The 14,969-nt window shown below is 62.2% G+C and carries 10 protein-coding genes; 7 read left to right on the plus strand and 3 right to left on the minus strand.

What is annotated here, in order from left to right; translation table 11 throughout:
- Positions 1–40: 40 nt before the first annotated feature.
- Genes LZ016_RS07155 through nagE form a run of 3 tightly spaced genes read left to right on the plus strand, consistent with a single transcriptional unit; the run spans position 41 to position 6,386 of the window.
- The gene (locus LZ016_RS07155) at positions 41–2,263 is read left to right on the plus strand and encodes a beta-N-acetylhexosaminidase (RefSeq protein WP_366512910.1); all 2,223 of its coding nucleotides are present in this window, start codon (positions 41–43) and stop codon (positions 2,261–2,263) included.
- Positions 2,260–4,707: a phosphoenolpyruvate--protein phosphotransferase gene (gene ptsP, locus LZ016_RS07160; RefSeq protein WP_241446713.1), complete on the plus strand. Its 2,448-nt coding sequence runs from the start codon at positions 2,260–2,262 to the stop codon at positions 4,705–4,707. The genes LZ016_RS07155 and ptsP overlap by 4 nt, the downstream gene beginning before the upstream one ends.
- Positions 4,704–6,386, plus strand: coding sequence for an N-acetylglucosamine-specific PTS transporter subunit IIBC (nagE, locus tag LZ016_RS07165; protein ID WP_241446714.1), 1,683 nt, complete (start codon positions 4,704–4,706; stop codon positions 6,384–6,386). Before ptsP ends, nagE begins: the two co-directional genes overlap by 4 nt.
- Before the next feature lie 596 nt (positions 6,387–6,982).
- On the opposite strand, the gene LZ016_RS07170 is transcribed toward nagE, so the two are convergent.
- From LZ016_RS07170 to LZ016_RS07180, 3 genes are all read right to left on the minus strand, one after another.
- On the minus strand, positions 6,983–8,254 hold the full coding sequence (locus LZ016_RS07170) for a SulP family inorganic anion transporter (protein WP_241446715.1): 1,272 nt from the start codon (positions 8,252–8,254) through the stop codon (positions 6,983–6,985).
- A gap of 91 nt (positions 8,255–8,345) precedes the next feature.
- Complete coding sequence (locus LZ016_RS07175) at positions 8,346–8,804, minus strand: pyridoxamine 5'-phosphate oxidase family protein (RefSeq protein ID WP_241446716.1); 459 nt, start codon at positions 8,802–8,804, stop codon at positions 8,346–8,348.
- Positions 8,805–8,877: 73 nt separating this feature from the next.
- Entirely contained in the window at positions 8,878–9,567 is a 690-nt protein-coding gene (locus LZ016_RS07180; protein WP_241446717.1) for an alternative oxidase, read from the minus strand.
- Between the two features lie 425 nt (positions 9,568–9,992).
- Between LZ016_RS07180 and LZ016_RS07185 the strand changes: the two genes are divergently transcribed.
- The 4 genes from LZ016_RS07185 (at position 9,993) to LZ016_RS15680 (ending at position 14,966) form a co-directional block, all read left to right on the plus strand.
- On the plus strand, positions 9,993–11,129 hold the full coding sequence (locus LZ016_RS07185) for a PAS domain-containing sensor histidine kinase (RefSeq protein WP_366512889.1): 1,137 nt from the start codon (positions 9,993–9,995) through the stop codon (positions 11,127–11,129).
- Positions 11,126–11,749, plus strand: a complete 624-nt coding sequence (locus tag LZ016_RS07190; protein ID WP_241446718.1) for a response regulator transcription factor — start codon at positions 11,126–11,128, stop codon at positions 11,747–11,749. Before LZ016_RS07185 ends, LZ016_RS07190 begins: the two co-directional genes overlap by 4 nt.
- Positions 11,750–11,942: 193 nt before the next feature.
- Positions 11,943–12,251, plus strand: coding sequence for a hypothetical protein (locus LZ016_RS07195; RefSeq protein WP_241446719.1), 309 nt, complete (start codon positions 11,943–11,945; stop codon positions 12,249–12,251).
- A 318-nt stretch (positions 12,252–12,569) separates the two neighbouring features.
- Complete coding sequence (locus LZ016_RS15680; protein ID WP_241446720.1) at positions 12,570–14,966, plus strand: nitric-oxide reductase large subunit; 2,397 nt, start codon at positions 12,570–12,572, stop codon at positions 14,964–14,966.
- Positions 14,967–14,969 lie beyond the last annotated feature (3 nt).

Genomic DNA, 14,969 nt, shown 5'->3' on the forward strand with positions numbered 1-14,969 from the left:
GAGGTTGCGACGCGTGAGAGGCTGGGTTCGACTGTCGCTTGTGGCCGCTTTGCTTCACGCAGGGTGCGGGTGGGCTGCCCCACCAAAACTGCTTCCGGCGCCGCAGGAGGTCGTGGAGCACGAAAGCAGCTTCGTTCTGTCCACGTCCTCGGCGATGCAGGTGCCGAGCGATGACAAAGGCGCTTTGGCCGCGGCGGAGTATCTCCGCGAGCTCCTGTCGCGGAGCAACGGACTTCAACTAAAGGTCGCAGAGGGTACCGGCCCGATCCGCCTCGTTCGCAAAGCTGGCTTCGCGGCCGAAGGCTATACCGTCGAAAGCGATCGAACTGGCGTGACCATCACGGCGTCGACCGACGCTGGCCTGCTCTACGGTGCGATCACGACTTGGCAGCTCGCTTCGGGCGAGAAGAAGAACGTCGTTCCGGCAACTACCATCCAGGACGCGCCCAAGTTTCGCTGGCGCGGGCTCATGCTCGACAGCGCGCGGCATTTCCAGTCGCCGGAGTTCGTCAAGCGGCTCATCGACTGGATGGCCGTCAACAAGCTCAACACACTGCACTGGCACCTGGTCGACGATCAGGGTTGGCGGCTGGAAATCAAGAAGTACCCGCGGCTGACGGAAGTATCAGGTTGGCGCGTTCCGGCGACTGCGCCGGGTGCTCCGCCTCTGCCGCGCATCGGCGGGTTCTATACGCAGGACCAGGTCCGTCAGATCGTCGCCTACGCGGCGGCTCGGAACGTCACGATCGTTCCCGAGATCGAAATGCCAGGCCATGCCCTGTCGGCGATCCGGGCCTATCCGAAGCTCGGCACCGGCGCGCCCATAACGGCCGGCGCGGAGTCCGACTGGGGCATCTTCCCTTGGCTGTACAACGTTGACGACAGCACCTTCGCTTTCCTCGAAGACGTACTGAGGGAAACGATGGCGCTCTTCCCGTCGCGCTACATCCATGTCGGCGGCGACGAGGCGGTGAAGGATCAGTGGAAGGCTTCGGCTTCCATCCAAGCTCGCATGAAGGCCTTGGGCCTCAAGGACGAAGACCAGCTACAGAGCTGGTTCATGTCGCGCATTGGCAAGTTCCTGTCCGCGCATGGCCGGGAGATGATCGGCTGGGACGAGATCCTCCAAGGCGGCATTCCGAAAGACGCCACGATCATGTCCTGGCAAGGCACGAACGGTGCGATTGCCGCCGCCAAGGCCGGCCACGATTCCGTGCTCAGTCCAGCCCCAATCCTCTACTTCGACAATCGCCAGGGCTTTAGCGACATCGAACCGCCCGGCCGCGGCAATTCCATCGACCTGAAGAGCGTCTATGCGTTCGACCCGCTTCCGTCGGAGCTCGCGCCCGAGCAGCGCAAGCACGTGCTCGGACTGCAGGCGAACCTGTGGACCGAACACGTCCGCACGGAAGATCGCTTCGCGTGGAACGCCTTTCCGCGCGCGAGTGCCGTCGCCGAGATCGGCTGGTCCAATCCGCCGAACCGGGATTTCGCGAACTTCATTGATCGTCTTGTGCCGCAGATGGAGCGGATGAAGACACTTGGCCTCACGCCCGCAGCCAGCGCCTTCGCCGTTGACGCCGAGCTCGATTACGCGCCGCCGGCGAAGACGGTGGCCATTGCGCTGAAGAGCCAGTCGGGGCTGCCGATCCGGTACACGCTCGACGGAAGCGTGCCGACATCCGCGTCGGCATTATATTCCGCGCCTGTTGCCGCTCCTTTCCCGACGCGTCTGCGCGCCGCGACCTTCTATGGTGACGCGCCCAGTGCGGGGGCGTTCGACCGCATCGTCGACGAGAAGTCCGTGCGCACACGCGGCGACGAGCAACTCCGAACCTGCGCGGAAAAGGTGAAGCTCGCGCTCGAAGACGACTTTCCGGCGCAAGGTCTACGAGAGGTGTTCGTGATGGACATCTTCGAACCGTGCTGGATCTTTGCCCAGGCACCCCTCGGCGGCACCAAGCACATCGCCATCGACGTCGGGCAGGTTCCGTTCAACTTCCAGGTGGGCAAGGACAAAGAGGGAATCCACTTTCGCCCGCCTGCCACTCCGGAAGGGGAGTTCGAAGTTCGTGCCGGCGGGTGTGAGGGCGACGTGGTCGCAACGGTGCCGCTCGCACCGGCTGCGGTCAACGCGGGCGTGACGCGCCTTATCGCTCCAATCGCACCGCGGCCGGGCCGCGAAGACCTGTGCATCTCGTACACTGCGCGAGGCGTGGACCCGCTCTGGGCAGTCAATCGCGTCGAGCTTCTCGCCGAATGACGGACGTCGTTCTGCAGGCGCCTGTCCGCGGCTGGCTGACGCCGCTGGAAGAAGTGCCCGATCCGGTTTTCGCAGAGCGAATGATGGGCGATGGTCTGGCGATCGACCCGCTCGAAAACCTGATCCGCGCTCCGGCGGACGCGACCGTCATTTCGATCCCCGACACGGCTCACGCCGTAACGCTGCGCCTGGCGAACGGGGCCGAGCTGCTCATTCACATCGGGCTTGAGACCGTGGCCCTCGGAGGGAAGGGCTTCCGCGCACTTTGCGTGGCCGGGGAAGTCGTCAAGGCAGGCGATCCGCTTATCGAGTTCGATCTTGCAGCAGTCGCTGCGGTAGCGAAGAGCCTCGTCACGCCCCTGATCGTCGCGAACGAGGGGTTCGACCTGACCCCGGATCGGCTGTCGAGACCGGTGAGAAACGGCGAACCGATTGCGACGGTTCGCGGCGTTGCCAATGCGTCGGCACTGTCGGCGGAAGGAGAGACGTACGAGCGCTCCGTACGCGTCGACGCTGCGAACGGACTTCATGCGCGGCCTGCTGCGCGGATTGCGGCGCTGGTCAAATCCTTTCCCGCCGACGTCAGCGTCGCCCGCGCCGATCGCACAGCGAACGCGAAGAGCGTCGTCGCGCTGATGGGGCTCGGAGTTCGCCAAGGCGACGAGCTGCGCATCATCGGCCGAGGATCGCAAGGACAAGCCGCGGCGGATGCCGTCGTCGCGCTCATCGAAGCGGGGCTCGGCGAAGAACAAAGCGGAGCGGCGTTGCCGGTTCATGCCCGTCGAGGCGGGGCCGTTTGCGCATCGCCTGGTCTCGCCGTCGGGACGATCGTCCAATTCCGCGCTGCGGACCTCACGGTCGAACGGGACGGGAAAGGCCTCGCTCGGGAGCGCGAGCTGCTCGCCAATGCACTGAACTCGGTGCGAGGCTCGCTGAGCGGAGACAGTGCGGTCGAGGCAGGGCTCGCCGAAGCCCATCTCGAGCTGCTCGAAGATCCGGAACTCAACGGCGCTGCAGCGCGCCAGATCGCGGAAGGCCGCAGCGCTGGATTTGCCTGGCGTGTCGCCTGCGAAGCTGCGCGCGAGACGCTGCGCGCGACCGGCGACGCTTTGCTGATGGAACGCGCCGCTGACCTGCTCGATATCGAGCGACGCGTGATCGCGCTCCTGACAGGCGACGCAGGATCGGCGTCTGTCGACCTTCCGGCTGAAGCGCTCATTGTTGCGCCGGATCTCCTTCCCTCGGAATTCCTCGCGCTCGATCGTAGCCGACTCGCGGGCATCTGCACAGCGGAGGGCGGCCCCACCTCTCACGTGGCGATCCTAGCGGCGTCTGCTGGCATTCCGATGCTCGCGGCCGCGGGTCCAAGCGTCCTTCAATTGCCCGAGGGCAGCGTGGCCATACTTGACGCGGAGCGGTGCATTCTGGAAGCGCCGCCTTCGCCGGAACGGCTTCAAGACGCGCGCGCCGAGGTCGAGGAGCGCCGCAACAGGCGTTCGGCCGAAGTCGAGCGCGCCCAGGAACTTTGCTTCACCGCCGACGGCGCGCGGATCGAGGTTTTCGCCAATCTCGCTTCGGCTGCCGAGGCGAGTTCGGCGGTAAGAGCCGGCGCAGAAGGCTGCGGCTTGCTTCGTACGGAATTCCTTTTCCTCGGACGGGACAGCGCGCCCGATGAAGAGGAGCAGCGCGCCGCCTATGCCAAAATCGCGGCAGCTCTCGACGGCCGACCGTTGATCGTGCGGACGATTGACATCGGCGCCGATAAGCAAGTCTCGTACCTAGGCGTTCCACGAGAGGAGAATCCGGCGCTGGGCCTGCGCGGCGTTCGCCTCAACCTTGCCCGGCCCGAACTGCTGCAGACCCAATTGCGCGCCGTGCTGCGGGCGGTTCCCACGGAACAGCTGCGCATCATGCTGCCGATGATCGCGGACGTGTCCGAGCTTCTCGAGGCCCGCGCGGCGCTCGAGGAGGCGCAACGGTCGGTAGGCGTAACAGACAGGGTTTCGCTAGGCATCATGATTGAAACGCCCGCTTCGGCGATGCTGGCGCGCGAGCTTGCTGCCGAGGCCGACTTCCTGTCCGTCGGGACGAACGACCTGACCCAATATACGCTGGCAGCGGACCGCACGAACGCGGGCGTTTCGGGGATGATCGATGCATTTCATCCGGCTGTGCTGCGGCTCATAGACTGCGCTGGCGAAGGCGCGGCCGCACACGGTCGGTGCCTCGCCGTTTGCGGCGGCCTTGCTTCGGATCCTTTGGCGGCCGCCCTGCTCATCGGTCTCGGCGTGACCGAGCTCTCTGCAGCCCCCGCCGCAATACCCGCGGTGAAGGCAGTCGTACGTGGGTTGCGCACGGACCAGTGCCGGAAAGTCGCGAAGCGCGCTTGCGCGGCTGCATCCGCGGCAGAAGTGCGCGCCGTTGCGGCGGAGGCGCTCTCATGAGGCTTAACGTCGAAAAGCTGCAGCCGCTCGGCCGCGCGCTGATGCTGCCGATCGCCGTCCTGCCGATCGCCGCGCTACTGCTGCGTCTTGGCCAGGCTGACATGCTCGACGTCCCGTTCATTGCGGCCGCCGGCAACGCCATCTTCTCCAACCTGGGCCTGCTGTTCGCCGCCGGCGTCGCGGTAGGTCTTGCGCGCGAAAATCATGGCGCTGCAGCGCTTGCCGGAGTGGTCGCCTATGTCGTCGCCACTGAGGGGGCGAAGGCGTTGCTGCAGCTCCCGCCGGACATTGCAGGAAACAGTGACCTCGAGCAGGCCGCCTGGCGAGCGAAGGAAATCTCCAAGCTGAGTGTGCCCGCCGGTATCCTTTCCGGCATCGTGGCGGGGCTGCTGTACAACCGCTTCGCGAACATCAAGCTGCCGGATTATCTGGCGTTCTTCGCGGGCCGACGCTTCGTCCCGATCGTCGCGGGCTTCGCCGGAATCATCGGGGCGGTGCTGTTCGGGTACGGATTCCCGTGGTTCGAGTCAGGCGTCGACACCCTGAGCCACTGGGTCGTGAGCGCCGGGCCCATCGGCCTGTTCCTCTACGGCGTGCTCAACCGGCTGCTGCTGATCACCGGGTTGCATCACATCCTGAACAACATCGCCTGGTTCCTGCTGGGCGATTACAACGGGGCAACGGGCGACCTGAAGCGCTTCTTCGCCGGCGATCCGGCCGCCGGCGGCTTCATGTCCGGCTTCTTCCCAGTGATGATGTTCGGGCTCCCGGCCGCGTGCCTGGCAATGTACCGCAACGCCTTTCCGGAACGGCGGAAGGCGGTTGGCGGCATCTTGCTCAGCGTTGCCCTGACATCGCTCCTCACCGGCGTCACGGAGCCGATCGAGTTCCTGTTCATCTTCCTCGCGCCGCTGTTGTTCGTCATCCACGCGGTGCTGACCGGCCTGTCCATGGTGATCATGGACGCGCTCGGGGTGAAGCTCGGCTTCGGCTTTTCCGCCGGCCTCTTCGACTATTTGCTCAACTACGGCCTCGCGACGCGGCCGTTACTGCTCCTGCCCGTCGGCGTGGCCTACGGCCTCGTTTACTACGCGGCGTTCAGTTGGTGCATCCGCAGGTTCAACCTCGCGACGCCAGGCCGTGAGCCGTCGAGCGCCATCGCATCGGCAGCGCCAATAGAAGACGGCAGTCGCGGACAGCAGTTCGTCACTGCCTTGGGCGGCGCGTCCAATCTCAAGTCCATCGACGCCTGCACCACACGCCTGCGGTTAAGCCTCAAAAACACCTTAGCGATCGACGAGCCCGCACTCCGCGTCCTCGGAGCGCGTGGGATCGTGCGGCCCGGTGGGCAAGCGCTGCAGGTTGTGCTTGGCCCCATTGCCGATCAGGTTGCCAGCGAAATGCGATCCGCGGCGTCGGGACGTTCAACCGGTGGCGCCGCGTCGATCCGAGAAGCAGTCCAGCCCGCCGGCGTTCGCCGGATCCGCAGTTGCGGCGGCCGTATCATCGTCGAAGTCGAAGACCCCTCGAAGCTCATTTCTGCAGAGCTCGATCGGCAGCCGCGCGGCTGGGTCCTGATCGGAACCGAAGTTCAGATCATCATCGGCCCTGACGCGGAGACGATCATGAATGAGTTGATCGACGTCAGCGAGCGGCCTGAGGGCAGACGCGCGCACTAGATCTACGGCAGGCGCGCCGACCGGCGATCGCCTGACACTATGAACAGAAACGGGCAGAACAAGGGATTGAAAGTGGACTTTCGCTCCTAGCGTCCGGTTTGGGGCGAAAGCTGCACCGCGCTGACGGCAGGAATGGGTGGAGAGCGGACGCTAGTGCAATACGCTGGTCAGGGTACCCTTTTAGCCAACTCCGAAACTCTAGTGTCCGCGTTAGCGGCCGCTCCGGCTTGGCCCAGATGCTTCATGTAAACGGTACCAGCTTATCCAGCGCGATCTTTACGGGCTCCGGCTTGTCGTAGAGGTCGTAGTGTGACCAGCCTTCGCGACGTCGCCCCATTCCTCTTCACCCAAGTTTCACCCAAACAGAGCTTAAGGTCTGAGCTCGCGAAAGCATGGCTTTATAAGGGAGAAAATGGTGGGCGTGGCAAGGATTGAACTTGCGACCCCTGCGATGTCAACACGAGCAGCCTCAGCTAACCTGTTGATTTTTAGCAGTTCTGCATTGGCAAAAGGGCCGCTTTGACCAATGAAACCGCGATTCGACAACGGTTCGGGTTCAACTTGAACTAGTCGAACACTGCAGGTGCAAACCCCCGTTACAGCTTCGAGCGATCGACCGGATTCCACGCCGCGGGCTCCACATTCCTGCGGAGCAAGCGCAATCCCAAACCGGCTCCACTGCCGACGGCAATCGCAATCGTAAGGTTGCTAACTACCGTCAAGATCATTGTCATGAAGAACAGCGCGCGGTCCCCCGCAGGAAGGCTCATGCGTTCAGACCACCGTGCGGGTTCGCTCATCAACCAAGCTGTCACGATGAGCAAGGCGGCGAGCGCCGGCATGGTCAAATAGCCCGCGAGTGGTGCGGCAGCGATGACCACCAGAAGGATCGTGACTGCGTGCACAATGCCGGCCATTGGAGTGCGTCCACCAGCGCGCACGTTAGTAGCCGTTCTTGCGATCGCGCCGGTCGCCGGCAGCCCTCCGAACAGAGGTGAGACGATGTTTGCGGCGCCTTGAGCGAGGAGTTCCGCATTAGAGCGGTGACTGCCCTCGATCATCCGGTCCGCCACGATAGCAGAGAGGAGTGACTCAACGGCTGCTAGGAAGGCTATCAAGAAGGCAGAGGGCAGCAGCTCGCCGATACGTGCAATGCTCACATGCGGGATGTGAGGCGGCGGCAGCCCAGCAGGAAGCGCGCCGAATCGAGAGTAGATGGTGTCCACCGGCATTGGGATCAGCGCTACCGCCGCAGAAGCGGCAGCGATCACAAGCAGTGAGCCGGGAAACCACGGAATGCGACGGCGCAGCAGGGCGATGCCGGCCATTGCGACAATACCCACGACCACTGCCGAGGAATTTACTTGTCCGCGTGCGGCCCAGAGAGCCGGTAAGCCATGGATGAGATCGGCGGGCACTTTGATGGCCGAGAGGCCGAGCAGATCCTTCAGCTGACTGACGCCTATGATGAGCGCAATGCCGACGGTAAAACCCTCGATCACCGGCTCGGGAACAAGCAAAATGAACCGGCCGGCCCTCACGAGACCCCCCGCTACAAGTATGAAGCCGGCAAGGAACGTCGCGAGCAGCAGCCCATCGAAACCGAACTGGGCGATGACTCCGGCTACTACGACGATGAAGGCACCCGTCGGGCCACCGATTTGCACCTTGCTCCCACCCAACAATGAGATGAGGAAGCCGCCAATGATTGCGGTGACAAGCCCCGCTTGCGGAGTTGCGCCGGAGGCGATCGCAATTGCGATGCTGAGTGGGAGCGCGACGAGTGCGACTGTAATTCCCGCGAGCGCGTCGCCGAAGAAGAGGCGCCAAGAGTAGTCTTTCAGCGTTGTTAGAAGCTTGGGTTTCATCGCGTCCCGACCGTCGAGCTGACCGCATTCAACGACGCGGACGACTTTGTGTCACTCGATTCTTATGGACGTCAAATGCCGGACCACGTTGTCATGGTCTGGCCGGCTCATCCGCATCGATCGTCACCGTCTCGGTGTGGCCGAGGCCCTGACTATAATCGAGCACTGAGAGATGCTTGCAGTCGGCTGCCATCGTCGCGACCTCCGCATCTTCGGGCGGCGCGAGGTCCGTAAGGTTGGGGTGCCGCTTCGCCAGAAGCTCCCACGCACGGCTGCGTTCGGCGAGGTCCATGACTTCGCGAACCGTGCAACCCGCATAGACAGCCGTGATGTCGCGCAGCTGTCCAGGTTCGCGAGCTACCGTGATCGCCACGCGGTTCTCGTGTGCGATGTTTTCGAACTTCTGGCTGGTGCGATAGATCAGGAAATAAACGCAGAATCCTCGGTTCGCGTAGCCCACAATCGTGGCTTGAGGCCACCCATCCGGCCGCACCGTTGCGATCGTCATGATCCGGTTCGCGTTCAGGATTTCAAGCGCAGGCTGTTCCATCCAAAAGCTCCCACAACCGGCGTTGTATAGCAGACTCCGGGGCGACGGGACGATTTCGTGTCGCCCCTGCCCGTCACGCAGCGCGCTTCCATTGAGGCTGCAGTTCATTGTGCTGCGGGCAGGGCGCCACAGCACCCTGAGGAAGGCCAGCGAGCTCGTTCGCAAAACCGTGGTTCACATCGCGGTGGTGCGCCTCATCTGCGCGGACGACCAGCACAACATCGCGGAGCCTGGCATCGGCCGGAAGGCCCCAGTAGCGCTTTGCAAGCTCCGGCGCCGGCACGTTTTCGGAGCGGCCCTCATCAATCTCAGCCAGATAGTGTGTGTAGCTGATGACCGCCTCCTCCTCGAAATAGCCAACAACGCGGTGAGCGGTCTTCGAACTGACCAGGTAAAGAGCGAAGAAGAAGCAGTAGAAGACCCACTGGACCCCGATGATGACAGCGCGCTCGAACAGCGTCGGCTGGCTGATCTCAATGAAGGTCATCAGGTGCATGCGCTCATTCTCGGCTTCGTCCATGAGCGTGCGAATCCAACCTTTGTCGTCGCACATGCGACGCAGGCAGTGGAGGTGATTGATGGTCGCGCCGACCATTCCAGGAACCGCGGCGACGGTCTCCAGCACGACGGCGCGATGGCCGTAGCGCTCGGCGAAGAAGGTGTCAGCGGTCCAGCGAAGCAGCTTGGTGAAGCCATAGGCTACGCGGTCCGAAAGGCCTTTGGGCTGATGATGAACCGAGAGGTCGATGAAGGGGGCAGTCATGTTCAACTCCTTTTACTCGAGCGGCGGCCAATGACCGTTGCTGCGGGGCATGTAGAATCCGCTGCTCAACGCCCCTATCCGTAATGTTCCGTAAGCCGGTTGCGTCGAAATGCGCTGACCGCCACTGCGCAACCGAGCGCGTCAGCGGGCCCTGCCTGCATGACCCTCGACATCTTCGATTGCGCGATCAATGACGCGCAGAGAGCGCTGCCTTCCCTCGGCTTCAACTCTGCGACGATAGCGCTCGAGCCGGCGCGCGAGGTCCGCACTGCCGGGTTTGCGTTCATCGCTCATGGTGCGGTCAGGCTTATCCATTCCGCTTCGCAGGTAGCGCGACGCGCTCACACTTTGGATAAGTAACTTTCCTAAGTGGCGTCGCAAACGCGAAACTGCCTTTGGGCTCGTGCATTGCTATGAGCCGTCACATGGATCAGCCAAGTTCCGAACAAGGGCCGGAAGCGGAAGCCCATCTGCGGTCTATTCTCGCCACCGTGCCGGACGCGATGGTTGTCATTGATGAGCATGGCAGCATTCTGTCATTCAGCGCCGCAGCCGAGAAAATGTTCGACTATCGGGAAGACGAAGTCGTTGGCCGAAATGTCAAGATGCTGATGCCGTCGCCAGACCGCGAGCGGCACGATCAGTATCTGACCAACTATCTCACGACCGGAAAGCGCAAGATCATCGGCATCGGCCGCGTCACGACGGGGCTGCACCGCGACGGCAGCACTTTCCCGATGGAGCTTTCGGTTGGCGAAGCCTGGCTTGGGAAACGGCGCATCTTTACCGGCTTCATCCGCGACCTCACTGAACGACAGGAGACCCTGCTTCGTCTGCAGGACTTACAGTCGGAGCTCGCGCATGTGGGCCGTGTCAGCGAGATGGGGACACTTGCTTCATCCCTGGCGCACGAGCTCAACCAGCCGCTCACGGCCGTAGCCACCTATTGCGAAAGCGCCCGCGATCTTCTTGAGAACGACCCAGATGCAGAGACTCTGGCGATGGTCAGAGAAGCGCTCGACGAAGCAGCAGAGCAGGCCGTGCGAGCGGGCCAAATCGTCCGACGGCTGCGCGATTTTATGAGCAACGGAGAAATGGAGAGGCGCGTCGAAAGTCTGCAACGCCTAATGAATGAGGCGAATGCGCTCGCCCTCGTCGGTTCTCGCGAGCACGGCATTGACGTTCAGCTGTCGCTGGATCCTCGTGCCGATCTGGTTTTCGTCGATCGCATCCAGGTTCAACAGGTCCTGGTCAATCTCATCCGTAATGCAATCGATGCCATGATGGACAGCACGGTCCGTTGCCTGGCTATTCGCACCAGCCGTGAGGCGGACGACTTAGTTCGCGTCACTATCGAGGATACGGGCTCCGGCATCAACGAGGCGGTCGCGCCGCAACTCTTTCAGCCGTTTGTCACATCGAAGCAAAACGGCATGGGCATCGGCCTATCGATCTGCCGGACAATCGTAGAAGCACACGGCGGGCGGATCTGGTTCGAGCAGGGGTCGAATGGCGGCACGGCATTCCACTTCACGCTCCCAAGCGGAGACACAAAAGCATGACTGATGATCGACGGCTGGTTCATCTGGTCGATGATGATGACGCGATCCGGCGCTCCGTCGGCTTCGCCCTCAAGACGTCGGGCTTTCAGGTTCGCATCTACGAGAGCGGCAGCGAGCTGTTGAAGGCTGCGCCAGACCTCCAATCGGGTTGCATTCTGCTCGACATCCGCATGCCTGGAATGGACGGGCTTGAGGCCCAAGCGGCGCTAAGCGCCAAGGGCGTGACTCTGCCTGTGATCATCATGACGGGCCACGGTGATGTCAGTCTTGCGGTTCGAGCGATGAAAGCCGGAGCAGTCGATTTCATCGAGAAACCATTCCAAAAGGCGGTTCTGCTCGGCGCGATCGAACAGGGTTTTGCTCGCTTGAATCATTCGACCGCCAATCGCGAGCAAGCGCACGAAGCGGCGGTCAAATTGCAGCTGCTCACGCCCCGCGAACGTGAAGTGCTCGACGGCCTCGCAAAGGGCCTTCCGAACAAATCGATCGGCTACGACCTCAACATCAGTCCACGAACAGTCGAGATTCATCGCGCCAATTTGATGAGCAAGTTGGGAGTGAAGAGCCTGTCCGAAGCGCTGCGGATCGCGTTCGCAGCGGAGAGCGGAGAGCCAGGCTAAGGAACATTACATATAGAGCGCTCGAGTCCCGTTCGCCATTTTGAGTTGCACAAGCACTTGAAGTGGAGTCAGATAAATGACGGGTCGCCAAACTCATGAACAGCTGCTTTCTCAAGGCGAGATTGTAAGCGCGCCTGCGGATCGTGCTTGCCGCGATCAGAGCTTCGAACTTCCAGCTCCTATCTACATAGCGATGGCGACGATGTTCACCGGCTTTGTCGCCGTGCTCGGTCTCGCTTTTAGAGGCGGCCACATGGCTGTCGTGGTCGGAGTCATATTCGCTTTCATCGCTGCCTTCTTTGCGGTTCCGGCACTGTTCCCTCGCATTGCAGCGCGAGAGACCAGCACGAGGGCGCTGAGTTGGTCTGAGTTTGCCGACCGCGGTATCATGACCGCTACCGGTCATTCGACCGCACGCGAGGCGACCACGCTTGTTTTGCTGCTCCCGTTTCTCATTCTGATGTTCGGCATCGCTGTCGTGACGATCGCATCGTTGGTCTGAGTTGTTGGCGCGGAGCAGTGCCCGATCGCCGCTCGATTCTGTGTTCTGGAGGTCAATGATGGACGACCAACGCTACTATCGTCGTAGAGTGACCGAGGAACAGATTGCTGCACTCGGCTCCGAGGACGCGCGAGTCAGGCGCGTGCACATTGAAATGGCAGGCCGATACCGTGACCTCGTGCGTAGCGTGACGTCTCGCGGAGAAGGCGAACTTCGGTTGGTGCCGCAGGACCGAGAAGTATCGAACGTCGGTCTTGGCGTTTGAAATTGCGCTCAGATAAGAAGCAACGTCGCTGGTAATGAACAGGGGAGCCGCTTGTGAACGACGCCGAGCTTAGCCGACCATCGGTCGATCCCGTCAGCGACATCTTGAAGTGGGTGCTGCTCGTAACCGCGATCCTCTGTTTCGCACTTCTCGGATGGGCAACCGTGAAGACATACGAGAACGCCCCGCCGCACCCACAAGCGTTCACCGATACCGCGGGCAATGTGATCATGTCCGCCGACGACATCGTCGCCGGCAAGGGCGGCTTCCAAAAAGCCGATCTCATGGATTACGGCAGCATTTACGGCATGGGCTCCTATTTCGGGGAGGATTATACCGCTTCGACGCTCGTTCGCCTGGGGGTGCTTACCAAGCAGAGCCTCGCGAACTCTGCCGCCACGCCGCCGGGCACCATTGCGCCAGGCAACAAGTCGCTCGCTACTACAGGCCCCGCCGGGACGCCCCCGGCGCCCACCACGCCTTCGGCGACTTCGCCAGCGGCTGCACTAGCCGACGCGGCTGCCGCAGCGACGATGCAAAAGCAGCTGCAAGGCATCGACCTGACTCAAGCAAGGGTTGTTCTGCCAGATGCCGTCGCCCAGGCGGTCCGCGGCGTTCAAGGCGAGCTCACGATGAAACTCAACACGGTCAACCTGTCTGCGGGCTGGGTGCCGGCCAAGAGCTTAAACTCTACGCTTCGGAAGCAGACCGCCGACTTCATTATCTATTCTGCGATTACGACTGTTGCGCGCCGACCGGCTCATCCGAGCACATCGTGGACCGAGAACTGGCCCTATGAGCCGTCGGTCGGCAACACCCCGACCACGAACACCTTCCAGTGGACGTGGATCAGCTTCTGCTTCACCTTCTTCGCGATGGGCTTCGTGCTGTGGCTCTACCGGGCCTATCTCGACCATCCCGACGATGCGCCGATGGAGCGCGGTCTCGCTGTCTACCGCGCTCTGACACCGAGCCAGATCAAGACTGGCAAATATTTCATCGTCGTCGCGCTCGTGTTCCTTGCATCGCAGGGCGCCGGTGCCATCATGGCGCACTCTTATTATGAGCGGGAGACCTTCTACGGCGTCCAGCTCAACTACATCCTGCCGTTCAACTTCTTGCGCAGCTTCCATTTGCAGGCACCGATCATCTGGATCGGGCTCGGCTGGATCGCGAGCGGTCTCTTTATCGCTCCGGCAATCGCCGGCGGACGCGAAGCCAAAGGCCAGGGCTTTCTAGTCGACCTGCTGTTCTGGGTCTCGCTGTTCGTCGTCGCCGCCGCCCTTCTCGGCAATTACCTGGGCATCCAGGGTGTGATCGACAAAGGCTGGTTCTGGTTCGGCAACCAGGGCCTGTCCTACATTCAGCTCGGCCGCTTCTGGCAAATGTTGTTCTTCGTCGCGTTGCTAAGCTGGAGCGGCCTCATGTTTCGCGCGCTTTGGCCGAGCCGGGAGACGGTGGTCGAGGCGACCCGGCAGTTCTGGAGCGGCGCGATCCGCCTGGAGCACCTGATCTGGGCGGCTACGATCAACGTCGCCGTTCTCTATATCTTCGGGATGATCCCGCTGACCGGCATTGAGAAGTCGTTCACCATCACGGACTTCTGGCGTTGGTGGGTGGTCCACCTGTGGGTTGAGCAGTCGTTCGAGTTCTTCGCGGTAGCAATGAGCGCCTACCTGCTGATGTCGCTCGGGCTCGTCTCTCGCAAGCTCGCGGAGCGCTCGGTCTATCTCGAACTCATTCTGATCTTCCTCGGCGGCGTGCTCGGAACGGGGCATCACCTCTACTGGGGTGGCGGCCCCGGCATGTGGGTTCCCCTCGGGAGCATGTTCTCCTTCATCGAAGTCCTGCCTCTCGTGCTGCTAATCCTTGAGGCCATTTCGCAGCACCGATTGATCAAAGGTGCCGCGACCTTCGACTACGGGCTCGCCTATCTTTACATCCTTGGGTCGGCATTCTGGAATTTCGTGGGCGCCGGTGTGTTCGGTGGCGGCACGCTCAACGCCCCGCTCGTCAATTATTATGAGCACGGCACCTTCCTTACGCTCAATCACGCGCACACTTCGCTGTTCGGTGCCTTTGGCTTGCTGGCGCTCGGGCTGATTTACTTCTGCCTTCGCTACCGCGCCGGCCCCGGTGCGCCATTCAATGAAACGGCGGGCCGAATTGCCTTCTGGTGCTACAACGGCGGGCTTGCGATGTGGATCTTCCTGCACTTCTTCCCCATTGGGTGGCCGCAGTTGAACGCGGTCTACGAGCACGGATACGCATGGGCGCGCAGCCAAGCGTTCTACGACCAGACACTCTTCTGGCAGTGGATGCGCTTGCCGGGGGATGTTGTCTTCTCGGCGGGCGGACTGATCATGAGCTGGGACTTCATTATGAAGCTTCGCCAGCCACGGGGAATCGTGCCCCACGCAAGCGGCGAGCGATCTGGTCAGGCGGCCTGAAAA

The organism is Sphingomonas telluris, from assembly GCF_022568775.1.
In the GTDB taxonomy this organism is placed as follows: domain Bacteria; phylum Pseudomonadota; class Alphaproteobacteria; order Sphingomonadales; family Sphingomonadaceae; genus Sphingomicrobium; species Sphingomicrobium telluris.

What these genes read in the sequence shown, in the direction of transcription:
- ptsP (WP_241446713.1), top strand. Translation starts at nt 2,260, where the DNA reads ATGACGGACGTCGTTCTGCAGGCGCCTGTCCGCGGCTGGCTGACGCCG.
- nagE (WP_241446714.1), top strand. Translation starts at nt 4,704, where the DNA reads ATGAGGCTTAACGTCGAAAAGCTGCAGCCGCTCGGCCGCGCGCTGATG.
- LZ016_RS07170 (WP_241446715.1), bottom strand. Translation starts at nt 8,254, where the DNA reads ATGAAACCCAAGCTTCTAACAACGCTGAAAGACTACTCTTGGCGCCTC.
- LZ016_RS07175 (WP_241446716.1), bottom strand. Translation starts at nt 8,804, where the DNA reads ATGGAACAGCCTGCGCTTGAAATCCTGAACGCGAACCGGATCATGACG.
- LZ016_RS07180 (WP_241446717.1), bottom strand. Translation starts at nt 9,567, where the DNA reads ATGACTGCCCCCTTCATCGACCTCTCGGTTCATCATCAGCCCAAAGGC.
- LZ016_RS07185 (WP_366512889.1), top strand. Translation starts at nt 9,993, where the DNA reads ATGGATCAGCCAAGTTCCGAACAAGGGCCGGAAGCGGAAGCCCATCTG.
- LZ016_RS07190 (WP_241446718.1), top strand. Translation starts at nt 11,126, where the DNA reads ATGACTGATGATCGACGGCTGGTTCATCTGGTCGATGATGATGACGCG.
- LZ016_RS07195 (WP_241446719.1), top strand. Translation starts at nt 11,943, where the DNA reads ATGGCGACGATGTTCACCGGCTTTGTCGCCGTGCTCGGTCTCGCTTTT.